Annotated in this window: 18 protein-coding genes; 17 read left to right on the top strand and 1 reads right to left on the bottom strand. The window is 58.3% G+C overall.

The annotated features are described in order from the left end of the window. Positions 1-20 precede the first annotated feature (20 nt). From Q0O19_RS00365 to Q0O19_RS00320, 10 genes are all read left to right on the top strand, one after another. Positions 21-1,085: an ABC transporter permease gene (locus Q0O19_RS00365; protein WP_295518796.1), complete on the top strand. Its 1,065-nt coding sequence runs from the start codon at positions 21-23 to the stop codon at positions 1,083-1,085. Then, the gene (locus Q0O19_RS00360; protein WP_295518770.1) at positions 1,082-2,689 is read left to right on the top strand and encodes an ABC transporter ATP-binding protein; all 1,608 of its coding nucleotides are present in this window, start codon (positions 1,082-1,084) and stop codon (positions 2,687-2,689) included. The genes Q0O19_RS00365 and Q0O19_RS00360 overlap by 4 nt, the downstream gene beginning before the upstream one ends. A gap of 160 nt (positions 2,690-2,849) precedes the next feature. After that, complete coding sequence (rimP, locus tag Q0O19_RS00355; RefSeq protein WP_295518767.1) at positions 2,850-3,413, top strand: ribosome maturation factor RimP; 564 nt, start codon at positions 2,850-2,852, stop codon at positions 3,411-3,413. Positions 3,414-3,482: 69 nt separating this feature from the next. After that, positions 3,483-4,967, top strand: coding sequence for a transcription termination factor NusA (gene nusA, locus Q0O19_RS00350; protein WP_295518764.1), 1,485 nt, complete (start codon positions 3,483-3,485; stop codon positions 4,965-4,967). 23 nt (positions 4,968-4,990) lie between these two features. Continuing rightward, positions 4,991-7,981, top strand: coding sequence for a translation initiation factor IF-2 (gene infB, locus Q0O19_RS00345; RefSeq protein ID WP_295518761.1), 2,991 nt, complete (start codon positions 4,991-4,993; stop codon positions 7,979-7,981). Next, a complete protein-coding gene (gene rbfA / locus Q0O19_RS00340; RefSeq protein WP_108286996.1) occupies positions 7,982-8,356 on the top strand; it encodes a 30S ribosome-binding factor RbfA in 375 nt (124 codons plus the stop codon). A gap of 2 nt (positions 8,357-8,358) precedes the next feature. Continuing rightward, entirely contained in the window at positions 8,359-9,339 is a 981-nt protein-coding gene (gene truB / locus Q0O19_RS00335; RefSeq protein WP_295518757.1) for a tRNA pseudouridine(55) synthase TruB, read from the top strand. Positions 9,340-9,352: 13 nt separating this feature from the next. Beyond that, a complete protein-coding gene (typA, locus tag Q0O19_RS00330; RefSeq protein ID WP_295518755.1) occupies positions 9,353-11,170 on the top strand; it encodes a translational GTPase TypA in 1,818 nt (605 codons plus the stop codon). A gap of 13 nt (positions 11,171-11,183) precedes the next feature. Beyond that, entirely contained in the window at positions 11,184-12,068 is an 885-nt protein-coding gene (locus Q0O19_RS00325; protein ID WP_295518752.1) for a DMT family transporter, read from the top strand. Continuing rightward, positions 12,061-13,143, top strand: a complete 1,083-nt coding sequence (locus Q0O19_RS00320; protein ID WP_295518750.1) for an enoyl-CoA hydratase/isomerase family protein — start codon at positions 12,061-12,063, stop codon at positions 13,141-13,143. The genes Q0O19_RS00325 and Q0O19_RS00320 overlap by 8 nt, the downstream gene beginning before the upstream one ends. Before the next feature lie 32 nt (positions 13,144-13,175). Here the strand turns inward: Q0O19_RS00320 and smpB are convergent, their stop codons facing one another. Further along, positions 13,176-13,664, bottom strand: a complete 489-nt coding sequence (smpB, locus tag Q0O19_RS00315; RefSeq protein ID WP_295518747.1) for an SsrA-binding protein SmpB — start codon at positions 13,662-13,664, stop codon at positions 13,176-13,178. Between the two features lie 94 nt (positions 13,665-13,758). Between smpB and Q0O19_RS00310 the strand changes: the two genes are divergently transcribed. The 7 genes from Q0O19_RS00310 to tadA all read left to right on the top strand — a co-directional run bounded on the left by Q0O19_RS00310 (position 13,759) and on the right by tadA (position 20,782). Further along, positions 13,759-14,199, top strand: a complete 441-nt coding sequence (locus tag Q0O19_RS00310) for a type II toxin-antitoxin system RatA family toxin (RefSeq protein ID WP_295518744.1) — start codon at positions 13,759-13,761, stop codon at positions 14,197-14,199. Further along, positions 14,192-14,551 (top strand): RnfH family protein, encoded by a 360-nt coding sequence (locus Q0O19_RS00305; protein WP_295518741.1) that lies wholly within the window; start codon positions 14,192-14,194, stop codon positions 14,549-14,551. Before Q0O19_RS00310 ends, Q0O19_RS00305 begins: the two co-directional genes overlap by 8 nt. Positions 14,552-14,559: 8 nt before the next feature. Continuing rightward, positions 14,560-15,468 (top strand): class I SAM-dependent methyltransferase, encoded by a 909-nt coding sequence (locus tag Q0O19_RS00300; protein WP_295518739.1) that lies wholly within the window; start codon positions 14,560-14,562, stop codon positions 15,466-15,468. A 94-nt stretch (positions 15,469-15,562) separates the two neighbouring features. Continuing rightward, the gene (gene guaB / locus Q0O19_RS00295) at positions 15,563-17,032 is read left to right on the top strand and encodes an IMP dehydrogenase (RefSeq protein ID WP_295518736.1); all 1,470 of its coding nucleotides are present in this window, start codon (positions 15,563-15,565) and stop codon (positions 17,030-17,032) included. A 70-nt stretch (positions 17,033-17,102) separates the two neighbouring features. Next, positions 17,103-18,746, top strand: a complete 1,644-nt coding sequence (guaA, locus tag Q0O19_RS00290) for a glutamine-hydrolyzing GMP synthase (RefSeq protein ID WP_295518733.1) — start codon at positions 17,103-17,105, stop codon at positions 18,744-18,746. Positions 18,747-18,791: 45 nt separating this feature from the next. After that, positions 18,792-19,406, top strand: coding sequence for an FMN-binding negative transcriptional regulator (locus Q0O19_RS00285; protein ID WP_295518731.1), 615 nt, complete (start codon positions 18,792-18,794; stop codon positions 19,404-19,406). Next, positions 19,403-20,782 (top strand): tRNA adenosine(34) deaminase TadA, encoded by a 1,380-nt coding sequence (gene tadA, locus Q0O19_RS00280; protein ID WP_295518795.1) that lies wholly within the window; start codon positions 19,403-19,405, stop codon positions 20,780-20,782. Before Q0O19_RS00285 ends, tadA begins: the two co-directional genes overlap by 4 nt. The last annotated feature ends 14 nt before the right edge of the window (positions 20,783-20,796 follow it).

Here is a 20,796-nt window from a genome sequence, read left to right as displayed (position 1 = left end):
ACCTGCTGACCACACCCGACATGCCCCAGCTCCTCGCAAAGTCCAAGCCGCTTTCAGTCGCGCAACTCTCGCCCTCGGCAAGGGCTTGGCAGCGCTTTCGGCGCAACCGTTTGGGCTTTGGAAGCTTGATCGTCTTTGTCACGCTCTTCGTGTTGAGTTTGGGGGCCGAATTTTTGTCCAACGACAAGCCACTGCTTGTGCGCTTTGAAGGGCAGTGGTATTTGCCTGTGGTGCAAGCCTTGCCAGAGACCGTGTTTGGCGGGGACTTTGAAACGCCTGCCGATTACCTCGATCCGTTCATTCAGCAGCAACTGAAAAAAAATGGCAACTGGGCCCTGCAAGCACCCAACCCTTATCACCACAGCACGCTCGATTACTTTGCACCCTTGCCCAATCCCGCACCTCCCACAGCCCGCAACTGGTTGGGCACCGATGACCGGGGGCGCGACGTCTTGGCGCGTTTGATTTATGGCTTTCGTGTGTCGGTGTTGTTTGCCTTGGCCTTGACGCTGTTGGGTGTGTTGCTTGGCGTTTTGACCGGGGCCGTGCAAGGCTTTTTTGCGGGCAAGATAGATTTGGTGTTTCAGCGCTTCATCGAAGTCTGGAGCGCCATGCCCGAGTTGTATCTGCTCATCATTTTTTCGGCGGTGTTTGAGCCCAGCGTGGGTTTGTTGTTGGTGCTCCTCGGTTTGTTTGGCTGGATGGGTTTGTCGGATTACGTGCGGGCCGAATTTTTACGCAACCGTCAACTCGATTACGTCAAGTCGGCCCGCGCGCTGGGTTTGGGGCATTGGCAAATCATCTGGCGGCATGTGTTGCCCAACAGCATGACACCGGTGGTCACGTTTTTACCGTTCCGAATGAGCGGTGCCATATTGGCCTTGACCTCGCTCGACTTTTTGGGGCTGGGTGTGCCGCCCGGGACCCCCTCATTGGGCGAGTTGTTGGCGCAAGGCAAAAACAACATCGACGCCTGGTGGATTTCATTGTCCACATTTGCTGTTTTGGTGGTGACCTTGCTCTTGTTGACTTTCATGGGCGATGCCCTGCGCGATGCGCTGGACCCGCGAAAGGCCTCGGCATGAACGCCGCACCCACCCTGTTGGAAATCAAAGACCTTCGCATTGCGTTTGGCGGGCAGGTCGTGGTGCAAGGCTTGAACCTTCGCATCCAGACTGGTGAACGCGTCGCCTTGGTGGGTGAATCGGGCTCGGGCAAGTCGGTCACGGCTTTGTCGGTGCTGCGCTTGCTGGAGTCGGTGCAATTGACCGGTCAAGTGTTGTGGCGAGGCGAAGACCTGCTGCTTCGCACCCCAGCGCAAATGCAAAGCATCCGGGGCGACGAGATCGCCATGATCTTTCAAGAGCCGATGACGGCGCTCAACCCGCTGATGACCGTGGGTCAGCAGATTTCAGAAGTGTTGCAGCTTAAAAAAATGTTGTCTCGCCGCGATGCCGATGAACGTGCGGTGCAATGGTTGGACGACACCGGCATTGACGATCCCTCGCGGCGCTTCATGGCTTATCCTCACCAGTTGTCAGGTGGCCAACGCCAACGCGCCATGATGGCCATGGCGCTCGCATCGGAGCCGCAACTGTTGCTGGCCGATGAACCGACCACGGCATTGGATGCGGGTTTGCGGCTTCAAATGCTGCAACTGTTGTCCGATTTGCAGCAAAAAACCGGCATGGCCGTGCTGTTGATCACCCATGATTTGGCTTTGGTGCGTCACTTTGCTGACCGTGTGGCGGTGATGGAAAAGGGTCGGCTGGTTGAGCAAGGCGACTTGGCGGATGTTTTTTCCAAGCCTCAGCATGCCTACACCCAAAAGTTGCTCAACAGTCGACCGAGTCGAGAGGGCTTGGCCGATGCAGGACGGCATGAACTGCCCCACGACATGCCTGTGCTGGAGGCCAAAAACCTGCAGGTGCGTTACGCCATCCAAAAACCTGGTTTTCGCCATTGGTTTCAAAAACACCATTTCACCGCCTTGCAAGGTGCCGATTTCAGCATCATGGCGGGCACCACTTTGGGGGTCATGGGGGAGTCGGGTTCTGGCAAATCCAGTTTGGCCCAAGCCGTTTTGGGCTTGATTCCACACGGCGGACAACTGTCATTTGGCGGTCAAACATGGCAGAACGCACCTGCACAAGACAAAGCCTTGAGGCAGTGTGTGCAAGTGGTGTTCCAAGACCCTTATGGCAGTTTGTCTCCCCGCATGACGGTGGGCGAAATCGTCTCGGAAGGTTTGCGCTGGCATGCGCCACAAACGCCCGAGCCCCAAATTGAGGCGCAGGTGCTGCGCACCTTGGCCGAGGTGGGTTTGTCTGTCGACGAGTTCCCAGACCTGCTTCACCGTTATCCGCATGCTTTCTCGGGCGGGCAAAGGCAACGCATTGCTTTGGCCCGAGCCCTTGTGATGGAGCCCCGATTGCTTGTTTTGGATGAACCGACCAGTGCTTTGGATGTCACTGTGCAAAAGCAAATTCTGCAATTGTTGCAAAATTTGCAAGCCAAACGGGCGATGGCGTACCTGTTGATCACCCATGACATCGATGTGTTGCGGGCCATGGCCCATCAGGTTTTGGTGCTGCACGATGGTCAGGTGGTGGAATCCGGAGAGGCCCATCAGGTCTTGAACGAACCTGTCCATGCTTACACCCGGAGTTTGCTCGCAGCCTTTGCCTGATTTTGCTGCTGCAAGCCCAGCAATGGCGCACCGTTTTCCTTCAAAATCACGCACTTAGCACGTTTTTCAGCTAGAATACCGGCTTCACGACCAAACGGGCGGGTTTTCACCGCCCGTTTTTTTTGGGTCTTTCTTTTTAACGTTGACATTTCGAAGCTCTGTGGCATTGCAGCAAATTGTTCAAGAAACCGTGACCGGCCTGGGCTATGACCTGGTTGAGATTGACCGCACAGCGGGCGGTTTGTTGCGCATCACCATCGATTTTCCCTGGCAACCTGGCACCGAACTGTTCATCAACGTCGAAGACTGCGAGAAAGTCAATCGGCAGCTCCAGTTTGCTCTGGAGGTGGATGGCGTCACCTACAACCGGCTGGAGGTGTCCTCCCCCGGTATTGACCGCCCGCTGCGACATGAAAAAGATTTTGAACGCTTTGTGGGCGAATTGATCGACATCACCCTCAAAGCACCCATGGGTGAAAACGCAGTTGGCTTGGTCAGTGCCAGCCGCAAGAAATTTCGGGGCACGCTGGAGCGAACCGCCAACAACGATGGCTGGCAGATCGTCTGGAGCGACGAGCCTGTGGGCAAACCCGGTCAGAAAATCAGCAAGAAACGGATCCCTGCGCCTTTGAACGCGCTGGGTTTCACATTGGACGAATTGCGCGAGGCCCGTTTGGCCCCGGTGGTGGATTTCAAAGGGCGCAAGCCAAAGGTTGAAGCCTGACCGGTTGTCGGGTTTTGAGCATTTATATCGGGTCTGAACCGCAGACCCAGTCGAACAGGAGAGTCATTCATGAACCGCGAAATGTTGATGTTGGTCGAGGCCATCTCACGTGAAAAAAACGTAGAGCGCGACGTGGTGTTTGGTGCTGTGGAAGCTGCTTTGGCCCAAGCCACTAAAAAGCTGTATTCAGGCGATGTGGACATCCGCGTATCTGTGGACCGCGACCATGGCAATTACGAAACCTTCCGCCGCTGGCATGTGGTTCCCGATGAGGCGGGCCTGCAACTGCCTGAACAAGAAATTTTGCTGTTCGAGGCCCAAGAGCAAATTCCGGACATCGAAGTCGACGATTACATCGAAGAGGCGATTGAGTCTTTGCCCATTGGCCGCATTGGGGCCATGGCGGCCAAACAAGTCATCTTGCAAAAAATCCGGGATGCCGAGCGTGAAATGCTGCTCAACGATTTCATGTCGCGTGGCGAAAAGATTTTTGTCGGTACCGTCAAGCGCATGGACAAGGGCGACATCATCTGCGAGTCTGGCCGCATCGAAGGCCGACTGCGCCGCAGCGAGATGATCCCCAAGGAAAACCTGCGCAGTGGTGACCGTGTGCGCGCCATGATCATGGAAGTGGACTTGACCTTGCGCGGTGCCCCGATCTTGCTGTCGCGTTCGGCCCCCGAGTTCATGATCGAACTCTTCCGCCAAGAAGTGCCCGAGATCGAGCAAGGCCTGCTGGAGATCAAAACCTGTGCCCGCGACCCGGGCTCACGCGCCAAGATTGCTGTGTTGTCGCACGACAAACGTGTGGACCCCATCGGCACTTGCGTCGGGGTGCGTGGCACGCGAGTGAACGCCGTCACCAACGAGTTGGCGGGTGAGCGCGTGGACATTGTGTTGTGGAGCGAAGACCCTGCTCAATTTGTGATTGGCGCTTTGGCCCCGGCCAATGTGCAGTCCATCGTGGTGGACGAAGAAAAGCACGCCATGGATGTGGTGGTCGACGAAGAAAACCTGGCGATTGCCATTGGCCGTGGCGGTCAAAACGTGCGCTTGGCGTCTGACCTCACCGGCTGGAAAATCAACATCATGGACGCCGCCGAATCTGCGCAAAAGCTGGCTGAAGAAACCACCGGCATCCGCCAGTTGTTCATGGAAAAGCTGGATGTAGACCAGGAAATTGCAGACATCCTGATCGGCGAAGGGTTCACCAGTTTGGAAGAGGTGGCGTATGTCCCGATCCAGGAAATGGTGGAAATCGAAAGCTTCGACGAAGACACCATCAACGAGCTGCGCACGCGCGCCAAAGATGCGCTCTTGACTCTCGAAATTGCACGTGAAGAGAGCGTCGAAGACGTGTCTCAAGATCTGCGTGACCTGCCAGGCCTCACGCCTGAGCTGATTTCCAAGCTGGTTGAAGCGGGCATCCAGACCCGTGACGACTTGGCTGACTTGGCCACCGACGAACTGACTGACATCACTGCTCAGACTGCTGAAGAGGCGACCACCCTGATCATGAAAGCCCGCGAACATTGGTTCGCAGGCCAGGCCTGAAGCTATGGAGGCTTGAACACAATATGTCCAGTACCACTGTTGCCGAGTTTGCAAACGAACTCAAAAAATCTGCCGATGTCTTGCTCGATCAATTGCGATCGGCGGGCGTTGCCAAAACTTCTGACAGCGACACGCTGAATGACGCTGACAAGCAAAAATTGCTCAGCTACCTGCAAGCCAGCCACGGCACTGTGACCGCAGACCGCAAAAAGATCACCTTGGTCAAAAAGTCCACCAGCGAGATCAAGCAAGCCGATGCTTCGGGCAAAGCCCGCACCATCCAAGTGGAGGTGCGCAAAAAACGCACTTTGATCAAGCGTGATGATGAACCCGTGCACGAGCCCGCAGCCGAAGAGCCTCACGAGCCGGTGATTGATCACGCCGATTTGGCCCGTCGCGAAGAAGAAGCCCGTCGGCAGGCGGAGCTGATCCGCCGTCAAGAAGAAGAGTTGGCTGAGAAGCGGCGTTTGCGTGAAGCGCAAGAAGCCAAGCAACGCAGCGAGTTGCAAGCCCAAGAGGCGCAAGCCCGCGCCGAGGTTCAATCGCTGGCTGACGCCGCTGCCTTGGCGGCTGGCCATGCCGTCCCGGCCAAACCCACCTTGAGCCGAGATGAGCGCCAAGAACTAGCGCGTGCAGAAGCGGCCAGCATCAATGCCGCTTCTCAAGTCAAGACGGCCTCTGCTGCCCCCACCATTTCTGCAGAGAATGTGGCCGCTGCCAAGGCGGTAGAAGCGGCACAAGCGGCTGTGGCCAAAGCCAAATCCGATCAAGAAGCCCGTGAGGCCATGGCCTTGAAGGCTGCGGCTGACTCCAAGGCCAAGGCCGATGAAGACACCGCCCGTGCGGTGGATCTCGACGCGCGTCGGCGCAAGGCATTGGCCGAAGCAGAGGCCATTCGGACCATGATGAATGCCCCCAAAAAGGTGTTGGTCGCCAAGAAAGAAGAACCCAAGGTCGAAGCCAAAGCCCCTGTCAAAGGCACTTTGCACAAACCTGCTGGCACGCCTGCGCCGGGTGCCCGTGCAGCCGCCGCACAAGCTGCAGCACCGTCGGCACCTGTTGGCAACAAAGAAGTCAAATCTGCCAAGTTGTCTTCCAGCTGGGCGGGTGATCCTGCCAAGAAGAAAGCCATTCCCACACGCGGCGACACCAGTGGTGGGGTGGGTCGCAACAATTGGCGCACGGGCCCGCGTGGACGCCGTGGCAATGAACGCGACCGTGACGAGGGCCAAAGCCAGCAAGCCCCAGCGGAAGTGCGTGTGATTGAAGTTCACGTGCCCGAGACCATCACGGTGGCCGAATTGGCCCACAAGATGGCGATCAAGGCCTCAGAGGTCATCAAGCATTTGATGAAGCTCGGTCAAATGGCCACCATGAACCAGCCCTTGGACCAAGACACCGCCATGATCGTGGTGGAAGAAATGGGTCACAAGGCGGTTGTTGCTGCACTGGACGATCCAGAAGCGTTCACCGACGACGAGGTGTTGGACCAGCACGCGGAATCCTTGCCCCGTGCGCCTGTGGTGACCGTCATGGGCCACGTTGATCACGGCAAAACTTCTTTGCTCGATTACATTCGCCGTGCCAAAGTGGCCTCGGGTGAAGCTGGTGGCATCACCCAGCACATTGGTGCTTACCACGTCGAGACGCCTCGCGGTATGATCTCTTTCTTGGACACCCCTGGTCACGAGGCTTTCACGGCCATGCGTGCCCGTGGTGCACAAGCCACCGACATCGTCATCTTGGTGGTGGCCGGTGACGACGGCGTGATGCCCCAGACCAAAGAAGCCATCAAGCACGCCAAAGCAGCCGGTGTTCCTATCGTGGTCGCCATCAACAAGATGGACAAGCCCGACTCGAACATCGAGCGCGTGCGTGCAGAGCTGATTTCTGAAGAAGTTGTGCCCGAAGAGTTTGGTGGCGAATCGCCTTTTGTTTCCGTGTCCGCCAAAACAGGTGTGGGCATTGACAACTTGCTCGAGCAAGTGCTCTTGCAAGCTGAAGTGCTGGAGCTCAAGGCCCCGGTGCAAGCCGCGGCAAAGGGTCTGGTCATCGAAGCCCGCTTGGACAAAGGCCGTGGACCCGTGGCCACTATTCTTGTGCAGTCGGGCACCTTGAACACCGGTGATGTGGTGCTGGCAGGTCAAACATTTGGCCGAGTGCGTGCCATGTTGGACGAAAACGGCGCCGCCATCAAGTCTGCTGGTCCTTCAATCCCGGTCGAAATCCAAGGTCTGACCGAAGTGCCGCAAGCCGGTGACGAATTCATGGTCATGGGCGATGAACGCCGTGCCCGCGAAATCGCCACTTACCGTGCGGGCAAGTTCCGCAACACCAAGCTGGCCAAGCAACAAGCGGCCAAGCTCGAGAACATGTTCACCGACATGTCGGCCGGCGAAGTCAAGCTGCTCCCCATCATCATCAAGGCCGATGTACAAGGTTCGCAAGAAGCCTTGGGTGCCTCCTTGCTCAAGCTGTCGACCGAAGAAGTCAAAGTCCAGTTGGTTTACTCCGGCGTGGGCGGCATCAGCGAGTCGGACATCAACTTGGCGATCGCCTCCAAGGCCATCGTGATCGGCTTCAACGTGCGTGCCGATGCGGGTGCGCGCAAGCTGGCTGAAGGTAACGGCGTTGACCTGCATTACTACAACATCATTTATGACGCTGTGGATGAGCTCAAAGCCGCGATGTCGGGCATGTTGGCACCTGAGCAGCGCGAAGAAATCATGGGCATGGCCGAAATTCGGACCGTATTCGTGGCGTCCAAGATCGGTACGGTTGCGGGCTGTATGGTCACCTCGGGTCAAGTCACCCGCAGTGCCAAGTTCCGTTTGCTGCGCGACAACGTGGTCATCTACACCGGTGAGCTCGACTCGCTCAAACGCCTCAAGGACGATGTGCGAGAAGTCAAAGAAGGCTTCGAATGCGGTATCAAACTCAAAAACTACAACGACATCAAAGAAGGCGATTACCTCGAATTCTTCGACGTCAAGGAAATTGCGAGAACGCTGTAAATGGCGCGAAAAAAGCAGTCCTCTGTGCCCAACCGCGGTTTCCGCGTGGCCGACCAGATCCAGCGCGATCTGGCAGAGTTGATTGCGCGCGAGCTGAAAGACCCGCGGGTAGGCATGGTCACGATCAATGCGATCGAGGTCACGCCCGATTACGCGCATGCCAAGGTTTACTTCAGTGTCTTGACGGGCAACCCCGAAGAGGCGACAGAAGGCTTGAATGCGGCAGCTGGTTTTTTGCGCAACGGTTTGTTCAAGCGTTTGCACATCCATACCGTGCCGACTTTGCATTTCCTGTTTGACCGCACCACCGAGCGTGCCTCTGACATGAATGCATTGATCGCCAAGGCCGTGTCGTCTCGCGCGCAGGAGGACTGAGCATGAACACGCCACGCACCAGGGTGCAGCGGCGCCCTGTGCACGGGGTGCTTTTGCTCGATAAACCGTTGGGCCTTTCCAGTAACCAGGCTTTGCAAAAAGCCAAATGGTTGCTGCGGGCTGAAAAAGCTGGCCACACGGGCACTCTGGACCCTTTGGCCACAGGGGTTTTGCCCTTGTGTTTCGGTGCGGCTACCAAATTCAGCCAACAGCATTTGGACGCCGACAAGACTTACGAAACCACGGTCCGTTTGGGTTTGAAAACCAGCACCGGTGATGCCGAGGGCGAGGTGATCGCTGTCCGAGAAGTGTCATGTTCGGCCGGTATGGTGGTGGGTGTTTTGGATCGGTTCATGGGGCCGATCAGCCAACTGCCCCCGATGCACAGTGCCTTGAAAAAAGATGGCAAAGCTTTGTATGAATATGCCCGCGAAGGCAAAACCGTTGAGCGCGAGGCGCGCAACGTGGTGATTCACGATCTGGATTTGCTGGACATGCAACTGCAAGGCGATGCGCCATTTTTGCGTTTGCGTGTGCGTTGCAGCAAAGGCACCTACATCCGAACGCTGGGCGAGGACATCGCTGAGGCTTTGGGTTGTGGTGGTCACCTGAGCGCTTTGCGCCGCGTGGCCACGGGCCCTTTTGCGGCGGCACAGTGTGTGTCACTGCCGCAACTGGAGGCCATGGACGAACACCGTCGGATGGCGGCGTTGCAAGCTGTGGAGGTGTTGCTGCCTGGCTACACCGAGGTGCGGTTGGACAAAGACAGCACCGATCGATTTTTGAATGGGGTGCGCAGACACGGCCCTTGGGTTGATTGTGATCAAGTTGCCGTATATGGAGAACATCCTCGTGCTTTGCTGGGAACAGCACAAGTGCATGGCGGCGAACTGATTCCGGGTCGATTGTTGAGCCCGTTGGAAATTCAACAGATTTTAGAAAAATCACCTGCACCCGAGCCTTTGCTGGCCGAGCAGGTTTAAAGGAAGAGAAAGCATGACCAAGCAAATTCGCAACATCGCCATCATCGCCCACGTTGACCATGGCAAAACCACCATGGTGGACCAACTGCTTCGCCAATCGGGTACCTTCGCTGAGCACGAGAAAATCGTGGACACCGTGATGGACAACAACGCCATTGAACGCGAGCGTGGCATCACCATTTTGGCCAAGAACTGCGCCGTGAGCTGGGAAGGCACCCACATCAACATCGTCGACACCCCCGGTCACGCGGACTTTGGCGGTGAGGTGGAACGCGCTTTGTCCATGGTTGACGGCGTGGTGTTGCTGATCGACGCACAAGAAGGCCCGATGCCTCAAACACGTTTCGTGACCAAGAAAGCCTTGGCCTTGGGTCTCAAGCCCATCGTGGTGGTGAACAAGGTCGACAAGCCCGGTGCCAACCCTGACAAAGTGGTCAACGCCGCTTTTGACCTGTTTGACAAACTCGGTGCCAACGACGAGCAGCTCGACTTCCCTGTGGTGTATGCCTCGGGCATCAACGGCTGGACCTCTCTGGAAGAGGGCGAGCCCGGTGTGCAGTGGGGTCCCGACATGTCGGCCTTGTTCAACACCGTGCTCAAGCATGTGCCGCCCCAAAAGGGTGACCCGGCAGCGCCTTTGCAGTTGCAAATTTCTGCACTCGACTTTTCCACCTTTGTGGGCCGCATCGGTGTGGGCCGCATTGGACAAGGAACGATCAAGCCACAAATGGACGTGGTGGTCATGGAGGGTCCAGACGGCAAAACCATCAAAGGCCGTGTCAACCAAGTGCTTAAATTCCAGGGCTTGGACCGTGTGCAAGTGACCGAAGCTGGCCCGGGCGACATCGTGTTGATCAACGGCATTGCCGATCTCAACATCGGCGTCACCGTGACGGACGCGGCCAACCCCGCGCCGCTGCCGATGCTCAAAGTGGACGAGCCGACCTTGACCATGAACTTTTGCGTCAACACCTCGCCTTTGGCCGGTCGTGAAGGCAAGTTTGTCACCAGCCGTCAAATTTGGGACCGCCTGCAAAAAGAGCTGCAACACAACGTGGCTTTGCGCGTCAAAGAAACCGACGAAGAGGGTATCTTTGAAGTGATGGGCCGTGGTGAATTGCACCTGACCATTTTGTTGGAAAACATGCGCCGGGAAGGCTACGAAATGGCGGTGTCCAAGCCACGCGTGGTGTTCCGCGATGTGAATGGCGAGCGCCATGAGCCTATCGAGCTGGTGACGGCCGACATTGAAGAAACCCACCAAGGTGGCGTGATGCAGGCTTTGGGTGAGCGCAAAGGCGAGCTGGTCAACATGGAGCCCGATGGCCGTGGCCGTGTCCGTCTGGAATACCGCATTCCTGCCCGTGGCCTGATCGGTTTCACCAACGAATTTCTGAACTTGACCCGCGGTTCTGGCTTGATCTCCAACATCTTCGACAGCTACGAAGCCCACAAGGGTGACATCGGTGGCCGCAAGAACGGTGTGCTGATCTCGATGGACGATGGTGAAATCTTCACTTACGCTTTGGGCAAACTGGACGACCGTGGCCGCATGTTCGTCAAGGCGAATGATCCGGTGTACGAGGGCATGATCGTGGGCATCCACAGCCGCGACAACGACCTGGTGGTCAACGCCACACGCACAAAACAACTGACCAACTTCCGGGTCTCAGGTAAGGAAGACGCGATCAAAATCACGCCGCCGATTGACCTCACGCTCGAATACGGTGTCGAGTTCATCGAGGACGACGAGTTGGTCGAAATCACACCCAAGAGCGTGCGTCTGCGCAAGCGCTTTCTGAAAGAAAGTGACCGCAAGCGCAACAAGTGATTGGACCCCGATCATGCGCATGACACACAGTTTGGCCGTTTGGACCATGGTGGGCTGCACTGCCCTGTGGTCCATGGCCGGGGTGGTGACACGGCATTTGGAAGAAGCCCGCAGCTTCGAAGTCACTTTCTGGCGCAGCTTTTTCACCGTCGTTTCCCTGCTGCTCATCTTGCCTTTGTGGCAGGGCAAGGGTGTGTGGTCGCGCTTGCCTTGGCGCAACCGGTATTTTTGGTTGTCTGGCGTGTGCTGGAGCGTGATGTTCACCGCTTTCATGGTGGCCCTGACACTGACGGCAGTGGCCAATGTGTTGATCACCATGGCCGTTGGGCCCTTGCTCACGGCTTTGTTCACGCGCGTATTTTTGCGTCACCCATTGCCTTTGCGAACCTGGATCGCCATCTTGTTGGCCGGGTTCGGGATCGCCTGGATGTATGGCACCCAGTTGAGCATGGGAGACCCCAACTTTTTGCTTGGCTCCTTGGTGGCCTTGTGTGTGCCCATCGCCGGTGCCGTACAGTGGACTTTGGCGCAAAAAAGCCAAAGCGATGGCCACAGTCTGGATTTGGTGCCCTCGGTTTTGTTGGGGGCCGTTTTCTCCACTTTGCTCACTTTGCCTTGGGCCATGCCGTTTCAAGCTTCGGCCCACGATGTGGGATTGCTCGCCATTCTGGGCTTGTTCCAGTTGGCCATTCCCTGCGTGTTGTCGGTGATTTGTGTTCGGGTGCTCAAAGCCCCTGAGGCGTCCTTGTTGTGTCTGCTGGAAATCGTTTTTGGCATCGCATTGGCATGGTGGGGCGCCAACGAAGCCCCGCAAATGAGCGTATTGTTGGGCGGGTCCCTGGTATTGGGGGCATTGCTCATGAACCAATGGTTAGGATGGAGAGACAACAATGTCTGAAGTCATCGCTCAAATTGAAGGTCATATTGGCACCATTGTTTTGAATCGCCCCAAGGCTCTGAATGCCTTGTCCCTTGACATGTTGCGGGCCTTGACGCGTGCATTGATCGATTGGCAATCCAACCCCCAAGTACTGGCGGTTGCGGTGCGCGGCATGGGCAAAGAAGGTCCGTTCGGGGCTTTTTGTGCCGGTGGTGATATCCGATTTTTCCATCAAGCGGCCACAACAGGCGACGCGTCATTGGGTGATTTTTTCACCGAAGAGTACCGTCTGAACCACCTGATCCACACCTACAGCAAACCCTACATTGCTTTCATGGACGGCATAGTCATGGGCGGTGGCATGGGCATCAGCCAAGGTGCCAGTGTGCGCGTGGTGACCGAGCGCACCAAAATGGCCATGCCAGAAACCCTCATCGGTTTGTTTCCTGACGTCGGGGGCGGCTATTTCCTGAGCCGTTGCCCAGGACGTTTGGGCGAGTACCTGGGCTTGACGGGTCAGATGCTGAGCGGTGCCCAAGCGGTGGCCGCCAAACTGGCCGACATCGCGTTGCCCAGCGGCATGCTGGAGCCGATCTGGCAAACCCTGATCAGCAGCCCTTTTGAAAATGCCGAGTCGGTGGAGCGGTGGGTGTTGGCTCAGGGGGGTGCGTTGACACCAGAGAAGCTGACACCACAACCACAAATCGATGAAGTGTTTGGTTTGCCCACCATCGCAGACATGTTGCGGAAGCTGGAATCGGCCACGGATGAGTGGAGCCAGAAAACCGCGAATGCCTTGCGCCACCGCTCGCCTTTGATGCTGCATGTGGTGCTGGAGCAAATCCGCCGTGCCCGCCAAATGAGCCTGGCGGACGACCTGCGCATGGAGCGCGACATGGTGCACCACTGTTTCCACCTGCGTTCTGTCGCCGACAGCGACACCGTCGAAGGCATTCGTGCCTTGGCTGTTGACAAGGACCACGAGCCGAACTGGAAGCCTGCACATGTGGAAGATGTGGATGTGTCAGAAGCCGCACGTTTCTTTGTGAGCCCTTGGCCCTCTGAGCACCATCCGCTGCGCGATCTGAGCTGAGCGGGTTGCCCTTCCTTGCGACTGAGTGGCGTTCAGCGGTGGCGGCTTTTCATGGCGCGCTCGACCTCACGCTTGCCTTCCCGGTCCTTGATGGTGTCCCGTTTGTCGTGCTCGGCCTTGCCCTTGGCCAGTGCAATGTCGCACTTCACCTTGCCCGCTTTCCAATGCAAATTGATGGGCACCAGGGTGTAGCCCTTTTGCTCGATCTTCCCGATGAGGCGCTTGATCTCTTCCTTGTTCAGCAGCAGCTTGCGCGTGCGTGCGGCTTCGGGGTTGATGTGGGTGGACGCGGTTTTGAGTGGGTTGATCAGGCAGCCGATGATGAACAATTCTCCGTTGCGGATGACCACATAACCATCGGTCAGTTGCACCTTGCCTTCGCGAATGGCCTTGACCTCCCAGCCCTCCAACACCATGCCGGCTTCGTAGCGCTCTTCAAAGAAATAGTCAAAGGCCGCTTTTTTGTTTTCGGCAATCTTGGCAAATACGGGGGCAGCAGGGGACTTTTTGGGTGTGGCCATGTTCAGCAAATAAGGACGGCGCGGCCGTTCGCAAGGGTGTGCAGCTGGACAGTGCGCCCAATGGCGTGTCGAAAAACTACAATCCGTACATTGTATGAAGAATATCCACAAGTCCGTTCTGATCTGGTACGCCCCCGAGGAAATGTTCCGCCTCGTCACCGACGTGGCCAGTTATCCCGAATTCTTGCCCTGGTGTGACCGCGCCAGCGTGCTGGAAACCGATGCGCAAGGCATGGTGGCCGAAGTCGGCATCAGCCTGGGCGGCATCCAGCAAACCTTCACCACCCGCAACGAACACGAAGAAGGCCGTTCGGTCGGCATGAGCCTGGTCAAAGGGCCTTTTTCCAACCTCAGCGGCATGTGGCGTTTCAGCCCTGTGGGCGATGGCACGCAACGCGCTTGCAAAGTGGAACTGGATCTCCAATATGGCTTTTCCAGCAAAACGCTGGCGGCCCTGGTGGGGCCGGTGTTCGACAAAATTGCCGCCAGCTTGGTTGACGCTTTTGTGAAACGCGCCGAAGCTGTGTATGGCTGAGACGCCAGCCACGGTGAGGGTCACGCTGTGCTGGAGCCTGCAAGCCCGGCAGGTTCAAGAACAGAGCTTCTTTGTGCCTGCGGGCAGCAGTGTGCAATCGGTGCTGGAGCATGTCATCGCCGTCAATGCCTTGTCGCCGAGCGAATCGGCCCCTTTGAAGTTCATGCAACCCGGCATTTGGGGCCGCAAAGTGGTATGGGCGGCCTCAGTCCAAGATGGTGACCGCGTCGAGTTGTACCGGCCGCTCAAAGTGGATCCCAAAGTGGCCCGCAGACAACGCTTCAAGCGGCAGGGCAAAGGCAGAACCGGCTTGTTTGCCAACCGCAAAAGCGGATCGGCAGCGGGCTATTGATCGCCACCATGCAAGCACTTCTGGATGCCATTGCACAGATGGACAAAACGGTCGATGCGCACCGGGTGTTTCATGGGCGCGGTGGCATGTACCCGAACAGCGAGCAGTGGACGCTCGACTGGTTTGCACCGGTGTGGGTCTTGACCAGCTTCAAGCCCGTCACCGAGCCAGAACTGGCCCAATGCCACGCTGCACTGCAGGCCCGCTGGGACAGCTTGGCGCCGGCTGAGCCCCTCAACTGGGTGTTTCAGTGCCGCGCCAATGGCCAATCCGAAACCCGGCTGATGGCGGGCACTGTGCCGGATCCACATGTCGTGTCAGAGCAGGGCGCCCGTTTTCTGGTGCATGTCCTGCGCGGTCAAAACCATGGCTTGTTTCTGGACATGGCCCATGGCCGCGCTTGGTTGAGGCACCATGCCAAGCACGAAAACATCCTCAACCTGTTTGCCTACACCTGCGCTTTTTCGGTGGCGGCGCTCCAAGGCGGGGCTGCGCAGGTGGTCAATCTGGACATGAGCCAGGCCGCTTTGACCGTGGGGCAGCAAAACCACCGACTGAACGACTTGCCGGCGAAAGCGCGCTTTTTGGGGCATGACGTCTTCAAGACCTGGGGCAAGATCAGCAAGATGGGGCCGTATGGCGTGATCGTGATCGACCCGCCCAGCTACCAAAAAGGCAGCTTCGTTGCGACCCAGGATTACATCAAGTTGATTCGGCGGTTGCCCGATCTGCTGGAGCCGCAAGGCCATGTACTGCTCTGCCTGAACGCGCCCGAGCTGGACACGGCATTTTTGCACAGCCTAGTGGCCGAGGCCGCCCCAGCCTTGCGATTTGTCGAGCGACTGACCAACCCAGCGGCTTTTGTGGACATCGATCCCGAAAAATCCCTCAAAGTGCTGCATTACCAAAACGCCTGAGCAGCAGCAGGCCAATGGCAGTAGATTTTTGCTCAAAGGGCAGGGAAATCCCTCGGAGGGCACGGGTACAATCCATTTTTTGGAGCCTTAGCTTATGCGCTTACTCGGTAAAGCCTTGACGTTTGACGACGTTCTCCTGGTCCCCGCTTACTCCCAAGTCCTGCCCAAGGACACCTCGCTGGCGACGCAATTCACCCGCAATATCCGCCTGAACCTGCCTTTGGTGTCCGCTGCCATGGACACCGTGACCGAATCGCGTTTGGCCATTGCGATTGCCCAAGAAGGCGGCATCGGTATCGTCCACAAAAACCTCACGGCCCAAGAGCAAGCCGCCCAAGTGGCCAAGGTCAAGCGCTACGAATCGGGCGTGCTGCGCGACCCGGTCGTGATCACTCCCGACACCACCGTCCGCCAGGTCATGGCCTTGTCGGACGAGTTGGGCGTGTCGGGTTTTCCTGTTTGCGATGGCGGCAAAGTGGTCGGCATCGTCACGGGCCGCGACCTGCGTTTTGAAACCCGCTACGACCAAAAGGTCAGCGAAATCATGACGCCCCGCGAGCGCCTGATCACGGTGCCTGAAGGTACCACCCCCGAGCAAGCCAAGCATTTGCTCAACAAACACAAACTTGAACGCCTGTTGGTCATCAACGATGCTTTTGAACTCAAGGGCCTGATCACGGTCAAAGACATCACCAAGCAACTGAACTTCCCCAACGCTGCGCGCGACGGTGCAGGCAAGCTGCGCGTGGGCGCGGCAGTCGGCGTGGGCGAGGGGACTGAAGAGCGTGTGGAAGCGCTTGCGCGTGCGGGAGTCGACGCCATCGTGGTGGATACCGCGCACGGACACAGCAAAGGCGTGCTTCACCGCGTGCGCTGGGTCAAGCAAAACTACCCGCACATCGAAGTCATTGGCGGCAACATCGCCACTGGCGCTGCCGCTTTGGCCCTGGTGGAAGCCGGAGCCGATGCGGTCAAGGTGGGCATCGGCCCTGGTTCCATATGCACCACCCGCATCGTGGCGGGTGTAGGCGTGCCGCAAATCATGGCGGTGGACAGTGTGGCCACTGCGCTTGCGGGCACCGGCGTTCCCTTGATCGCTGACGGCGGCATCCGCTACAGCGGCGACATCGCCAAAGCCATCGCCGCAGGCGCAGGCACCGTCATGATGGGCGGCATGTTTGCTGGCACCGAAGAGGCGCCCGGGGAGATCGTGTTGTTTCAAGGCCGCAGCTACAAGAGCTACCGCGGCATGGGCTCCATTGGTGCCATGCAGCAAGGCAGTGCCGACCGTTACTTCCAGGAGTCCAGCACCGGCAACCCCAACGCCGACAAACTGGTGCCTGAAGGTATTGAGGGCCGCGTGCCTTACAAAGGCTCGGTGGTCTCCATCATCTACCAAATGGCCGGCGGTTTGCGCGCCAGCATGGGCTACTGCGGCTGCGCGACGATCGAGGCGATGCACCAGGACTCGCAGTTTGTGGAAATCACCGCTGCGGGTATCCGTGAAAGCCATGTCCACGACGTGCAGATCACCAAAGAGGCGCCGAACTACCGGGCTGATTAAAATCCTCTGCTGACCTTCAAGGCGTCTGTATCCCAGACGCCTTTTCATTTCTTTGAGAACGGCGCTTGCCATGCAGCACTCCAAAATCCTGATCCTCGACTTCGGCTCGCAAGTCACCCAGCTGATTGCCCGCCGCGTGCGCGAAGCGCATGTGTTTTGCGAAGTGCATCCCTGCGACGTGAGCAGTGACTGGGTGCGCGAGTACGCCAAGGATGGCAATCTCAAAGGCATCATCCTGTCCGGCTCGCATGCCAGCGTGTACGAAGTCGATGACCGCGCACCGGATGCCGTGTTCGAACTGGGTATTCCCGTTTTGGGCATTTGCTACGGCATGCAAACCATGGCCGAGCAATTGGGCGGCAAGGTCGAAGCTGGCAACACGCGTGAGTTTGGTTACGCCGAAGTCCGTGCCCATGGCCACACCGAATTGCTCAAAGGCATTGAAGACTTTGCCACGCCAGAGGGCCACGGCATGCTCAAGGTCTGGATGAGCCATGGCGACAAGGTCACTGCCATGCCACCCGGCTTCAAGGTCATGGCCTCCACCCCGGCTTGCCCGATTGCCGGTATGGCAGACGAAGCCCGCCGCTTTTATGCCGTGCAGTTCCACCCCGAAGTCACACACACTGTGCAAGGCCAGGCGCTGCTCAACCGCTTTGTGCTCGACATCTGCCGGGCCCAACCGGACTGGATCATGGGTGACTACATCGAAGAAGCGGTGGCCAAAATCCGCGAGCAAGTCGGAGACGAAGAGGTCATCCTGGGCCTGTCGGGCGGCGTAGACTCTTCTGTGGCCGCTGCGTTGATTCACCGCGCCATTGGCGACAATCTGTCCTGTGTGTTTGTGGACCACGGCCTGCTGCGCCTGAACGAAGGCGACATGGTCATGGAGATGTTCGTGGGTAAGCTGCACGCGAAAGTGATCCGTGTGGATGCCAGTGACTTGTTCTTGGGCAAGCTGGCGGGCGTGAGCGAACCCGAAGCCAAGCGCAAGATCATCGGCGGCTTGTTTGTGGATGTGTTCAAGGAACAGGCGGCCAAGCTCAAAGCAGGCGACGGCGGCAAAGATGGGAATGACGGCCGACCAGCCGTCAAAGGCGCGACGTTCCTCGCCCAAGGCACGATTTATCCCGACGTGATTGAGTCGGGCGGGGCCAAGAGCAAGAAAGCCGTCACCATCAAGAGCCACCACAACGTGGGCGGTTTGCCCGAGCAATTGGGCCTGAAACTTCTGGAGCCCTTGCGCGAACTGTTCAAAGACGAGGTGCGCGAACTGGGCGTGGCGCTGGGTTTGCCGCGCGAGATGGTTTACCGCCACCCCTTCCCAGGCCCAGGCTTGGGCGTGCGGATTTTGGGCGAAGTCAAAAAGGAATACGCCGACCTGCTGCGCCGCGCAGACGCGATCTTCATTGAAGAGCTGCGCAACTTCATCGATCCGGACAGCGGCAAGAGCTGGTACGACTTGACCAGCCAGGCTTTCACCGTGTTCTTGCCCGTGAAAAGCGTGGGCGTGATGGGCGACGGCCGCACCTACGACTACGTGGTGGCTTTGCGCGCCGTGCAAACCAGCGACTTCATGACCGCCGACTGGGCCGAGTTGCCTTATGCGCTGCTCAAGAAAGTGTCGGGCCGCATCATCAACGAGGTGCGTGGCATCAACCGAGTGACATACGACGTGAGTTCAAAACCACCCGCGACGATCGAGTGGGAGTGACAAACAAGGCACCTTTGGGTGCCTTCGTTTTGGTACAGTCTATTCATGTACCTGCCTCAGCAATTCAACCATCCACAGCACGCTGCGGCCATCATGCGCGAGCATCCGTTTGCCAGTTTGGTGTCAAACGACGGTGATGGCTTCCCCTTCATCACGCATTTGCCGCTCAAGTTGCTGGAGGAGGGCGGTCAGCCTGCCGTGCTTTTGGGCCACTGTGCCCGTGCCAACCCGCATGCTGGCTATTTGCAGACCCGGCCGCAGGCGCTGGTGACTTTCATGGGGCCGCAGGCCTACATGTCGCCTGCCGTTTACCCCGATTTGTTGCGCGTGCCGACCTGGACGTATCTGGCGGTGCATGCACGGGTTGAGGCCCGTATGCTGGACGGTGATGAAGCGAAAGACGCCATGCTCAAGCAGATGATTGCCGACCACGAGCCCGCTTATGCGGCGCAGTGGCGTGCGCTGCCCGAGAGCTATGCCCACGGCATGCTGAACGGCATTGTGGCGTTTGAATTGAAGATTCTGGACCTTCAAACCAAGGTCAAAATCAACCAGCACCGACCCGAGGCGCACGCGGCCATGCACGCCGCCTATGCCCAAGGCGGCGAACAAGAGCAAGCCCTTGCCCTGTGGATGCAGCGTTTGGGCATGGTGGCTTGACGGTGGATACGCCTAGCCAAGATGTGCATTGGATGGACCAGGCCCTGGAGCAGGCCAAATTGGCCGCGGCAGCGGGCGAGGTGCCGGTGGGTGCGGTGGTCGTCAAGGACGGCCAAGTGATTGCCACAGGCCACAATGCCCCGATCGCCAGCCACGACCCCACGGCGCACGCCGAGGTGGTGGCGCTGCGCGAAGCGGCCCGGGTGTTGGGCAATTACCGGCTTGACGGTTGCACCCTGTATGTGACGCTGGAGCCTTGTGCCATGTGCAGCGGCGCCATGCTGCACGCCCGGGTCGACCGGGTGGTGTTTGGCGCCGCCGACCCCCGCACGGGCGTTGCAGGCTCGGTGCTCAACTTGTTTGAGCACACGCAGCTGAACCACCAGACGCGGGTCACGGGTGGTGTGCTGGCCCAAGAATGTGGCCTCTTGCTCAAAGACTTTTTCAGGCCCAAAAGAATGAACCCCCACCCACTCAGAGAAGACGCGTTGCGCACACCCGATGAGGCGTTTGCCGCCTTGCCCGACTACCCTTGGCCAGCCCATTACCTGAGTGATTTGCCCAGCATCGCCGGACTGCGCATGCACCATCTGGACGAGGGCCCCAAGGACGCGCCGCTGACCTGGCTGTGCTTGCATGGCAACCCGGCCTGGAGTTACCTCTACCGCAAAATGGTCCCGGTCTGGCTGGCGGCGGGGCACCGTGTGGTCGCGCCCGATCTGATCGGCTTTGGCAAGAGCGACAAGCCCAAGAAAGAAGAATTTCACCGGTTTGAAACGCACCGCCAGTCCTTGCTCGACTGGGTCGAACGGCTGGATTTGCAGCGCGTGGTGCTGGTGGTGCAAGACTGGGGTGGCATTTTGGGCTTGACCTTGCCCATGGCCGCGCCCGGTCGGTACAAAGGTCTGCTGGTCATGAACACCACCCTGGCCACGGGCGAGCTGCCCTTGAGTGCGGGCTTTTTGGCCTGGCGAGACTGGTGCCAAAGCCAGCCGCAATTCGATGTGGGCAAGTTGTTTGCGCGTGGCAACCGCGGCATGACGCCCGCTGAGACGTCGGCCTACAACGCGCCCTTCCCAGACAAAGGCTTTCGCGCTGCGCTGCGGGCCTTTCCGCCCATGGTGCCGGAATTCACCGATTCGCCGGGTGCAGCCATCTCGCGGCAAGCGCGTGATTTTTGGCGCAACGATTGGCAAGGCCAGAGCTTCATGGCCATTGGCCTGCAAGACCCGGTGCTGGGCGAGCCGGTGATGCGTCAATTGCAAAGCCAGATCAGAGCTTGCCCCGAGCCCATGCTGCTGCCCGATGCGGGCCATTTTGTGCAGGAGCAGGGGGCGGCGATTGCCGAAGCCGCTGTGCGACACTTCAAATCCTGACAGAGCGCGCAGCC

The organism is Limnohabitans sp. Rim8 (genome assembly GCF_945869175.1).
Taxonomy (GTDB): Bacteria; Pseudomonadota; Gammaproteobacteria; order Burkholderiales; family Burkholderiaceae_C; genus Limnohabitans_A.
This window is presented reverse-complemented; position numbering and strand designations above follow the sequence as displayed.

Excerpts from the sequence above, each read along its gene's own strand:
- Q0O19_RS00325 (WP_295518752.1), top strand. The coding sequence starts at position 11,184 with ATGCGCATGACACACAGTTTGGCCGTTTGGACCATGGTGGGCTGCACT.
- Q0O19_RS00360 (WP_295518770.1), top strand. The coding sequence starts at position 1,082 with ATGAACGCCGCACCCACCCTGTTGGAAATCAAAGACCTTCGCATTGCG.
- Q0O19_RS00320 (WP_295518750.1), top strand. The coding sequence starts at position 12,061 with ATGTCTGAAGTCATCGCTCAAATTGAAGGTCATATTGGCACCATTGTT.
- typA (WP_295518755.1), top strand. The coding sequence starts at position 9,353 with ATGACCAAGCAAATTCGCAACATCGCCATCATCGCCCACGTTGACCAT.
- Q0O19_RS00365 (WP_295518796.1), top strand. The coding sequence starts at position 21 with ATGCCCCAGCTCCTCGCAAAGTCCAAGCCGCTTTCAGTCGCGCAACTC.
- infB (WP_295518761.1), top strand. The coding sequence starts at position 4,991 with ATGTCCAGTACCACTGTTGCCGAGTTTGCAAACGAACTCAAAAAATCT.
- Q0O19_RS00285 (WP_295518731.1), top strand. The coding sequence starts at position 18,792 with ATGTACCTGCCTCAGCAATTCAACCATCCACAGCACGCTGCGGCCATC.
- truB (WP_295518757.1), top strand. The coding sequence starts at position 8,359 with ATGAACACGCCACGCACCAGGGTGCAGCGGCGCCCTGTGCACGGGGTG.
- guaA (WP_295518733.1), top strand. The coding sequence starts at position 17,103 with ATGCAGCACTCCAAAATCCTGATCCTCGACTTCGGCTCGCAAGTCACC.
- Q0O19_RS00310 (WP_295518744.1), top strand. The coding sequence starts at position 13,759 with ATGAAGAATATCCACAAGTCCGTTCTGATCTGGTACGCCCCCGAGGAA.
- rbfA (WP_108286996.1), top strand. The coding sequence starts at position 7,982 with ATGGCGCGAAAAAAGCAGTCCTCTGTGCCCAACCGCGGTTTCCGCGTG.
- guaB (WP_295518736.1), top strand. The coding sequence starts at position 15,563 with ATGCGCTTACTCGGTAAAGCCTTGACGTTTGACGACGTTCTCCTGGTC.
- nusA (WP_295518764.1), top strand. The coding sequence starts at position 3,483 with ATGAACCGCGAAATGTTGATGTTGGTCGAGGCCATCTCACGTGAAAAA.
- Q0O19_RS00305 (WP_295518741.1), top strand. The coding sequence starts at position 14,192 with ATGGCTGAGACGCCAGCCACGGTGAGGGTCACGCTGTGCTGGAGCCTG.
- Q0O19_RS00300 (WP_295518739.1), top strand. The coding sequence starts at position 14,560 with ATGCAAGCACTTCTGGATGCCATTGCACAGATGGACAAAACGGTCGAT.
- smpB (WP_295518747.1), bottom strand. The coding sequence starts at position 13,664 with ATGGCCACACCCAAAAAGTCCCCTGCTGCCCCCGTATTTGCCAAGATT.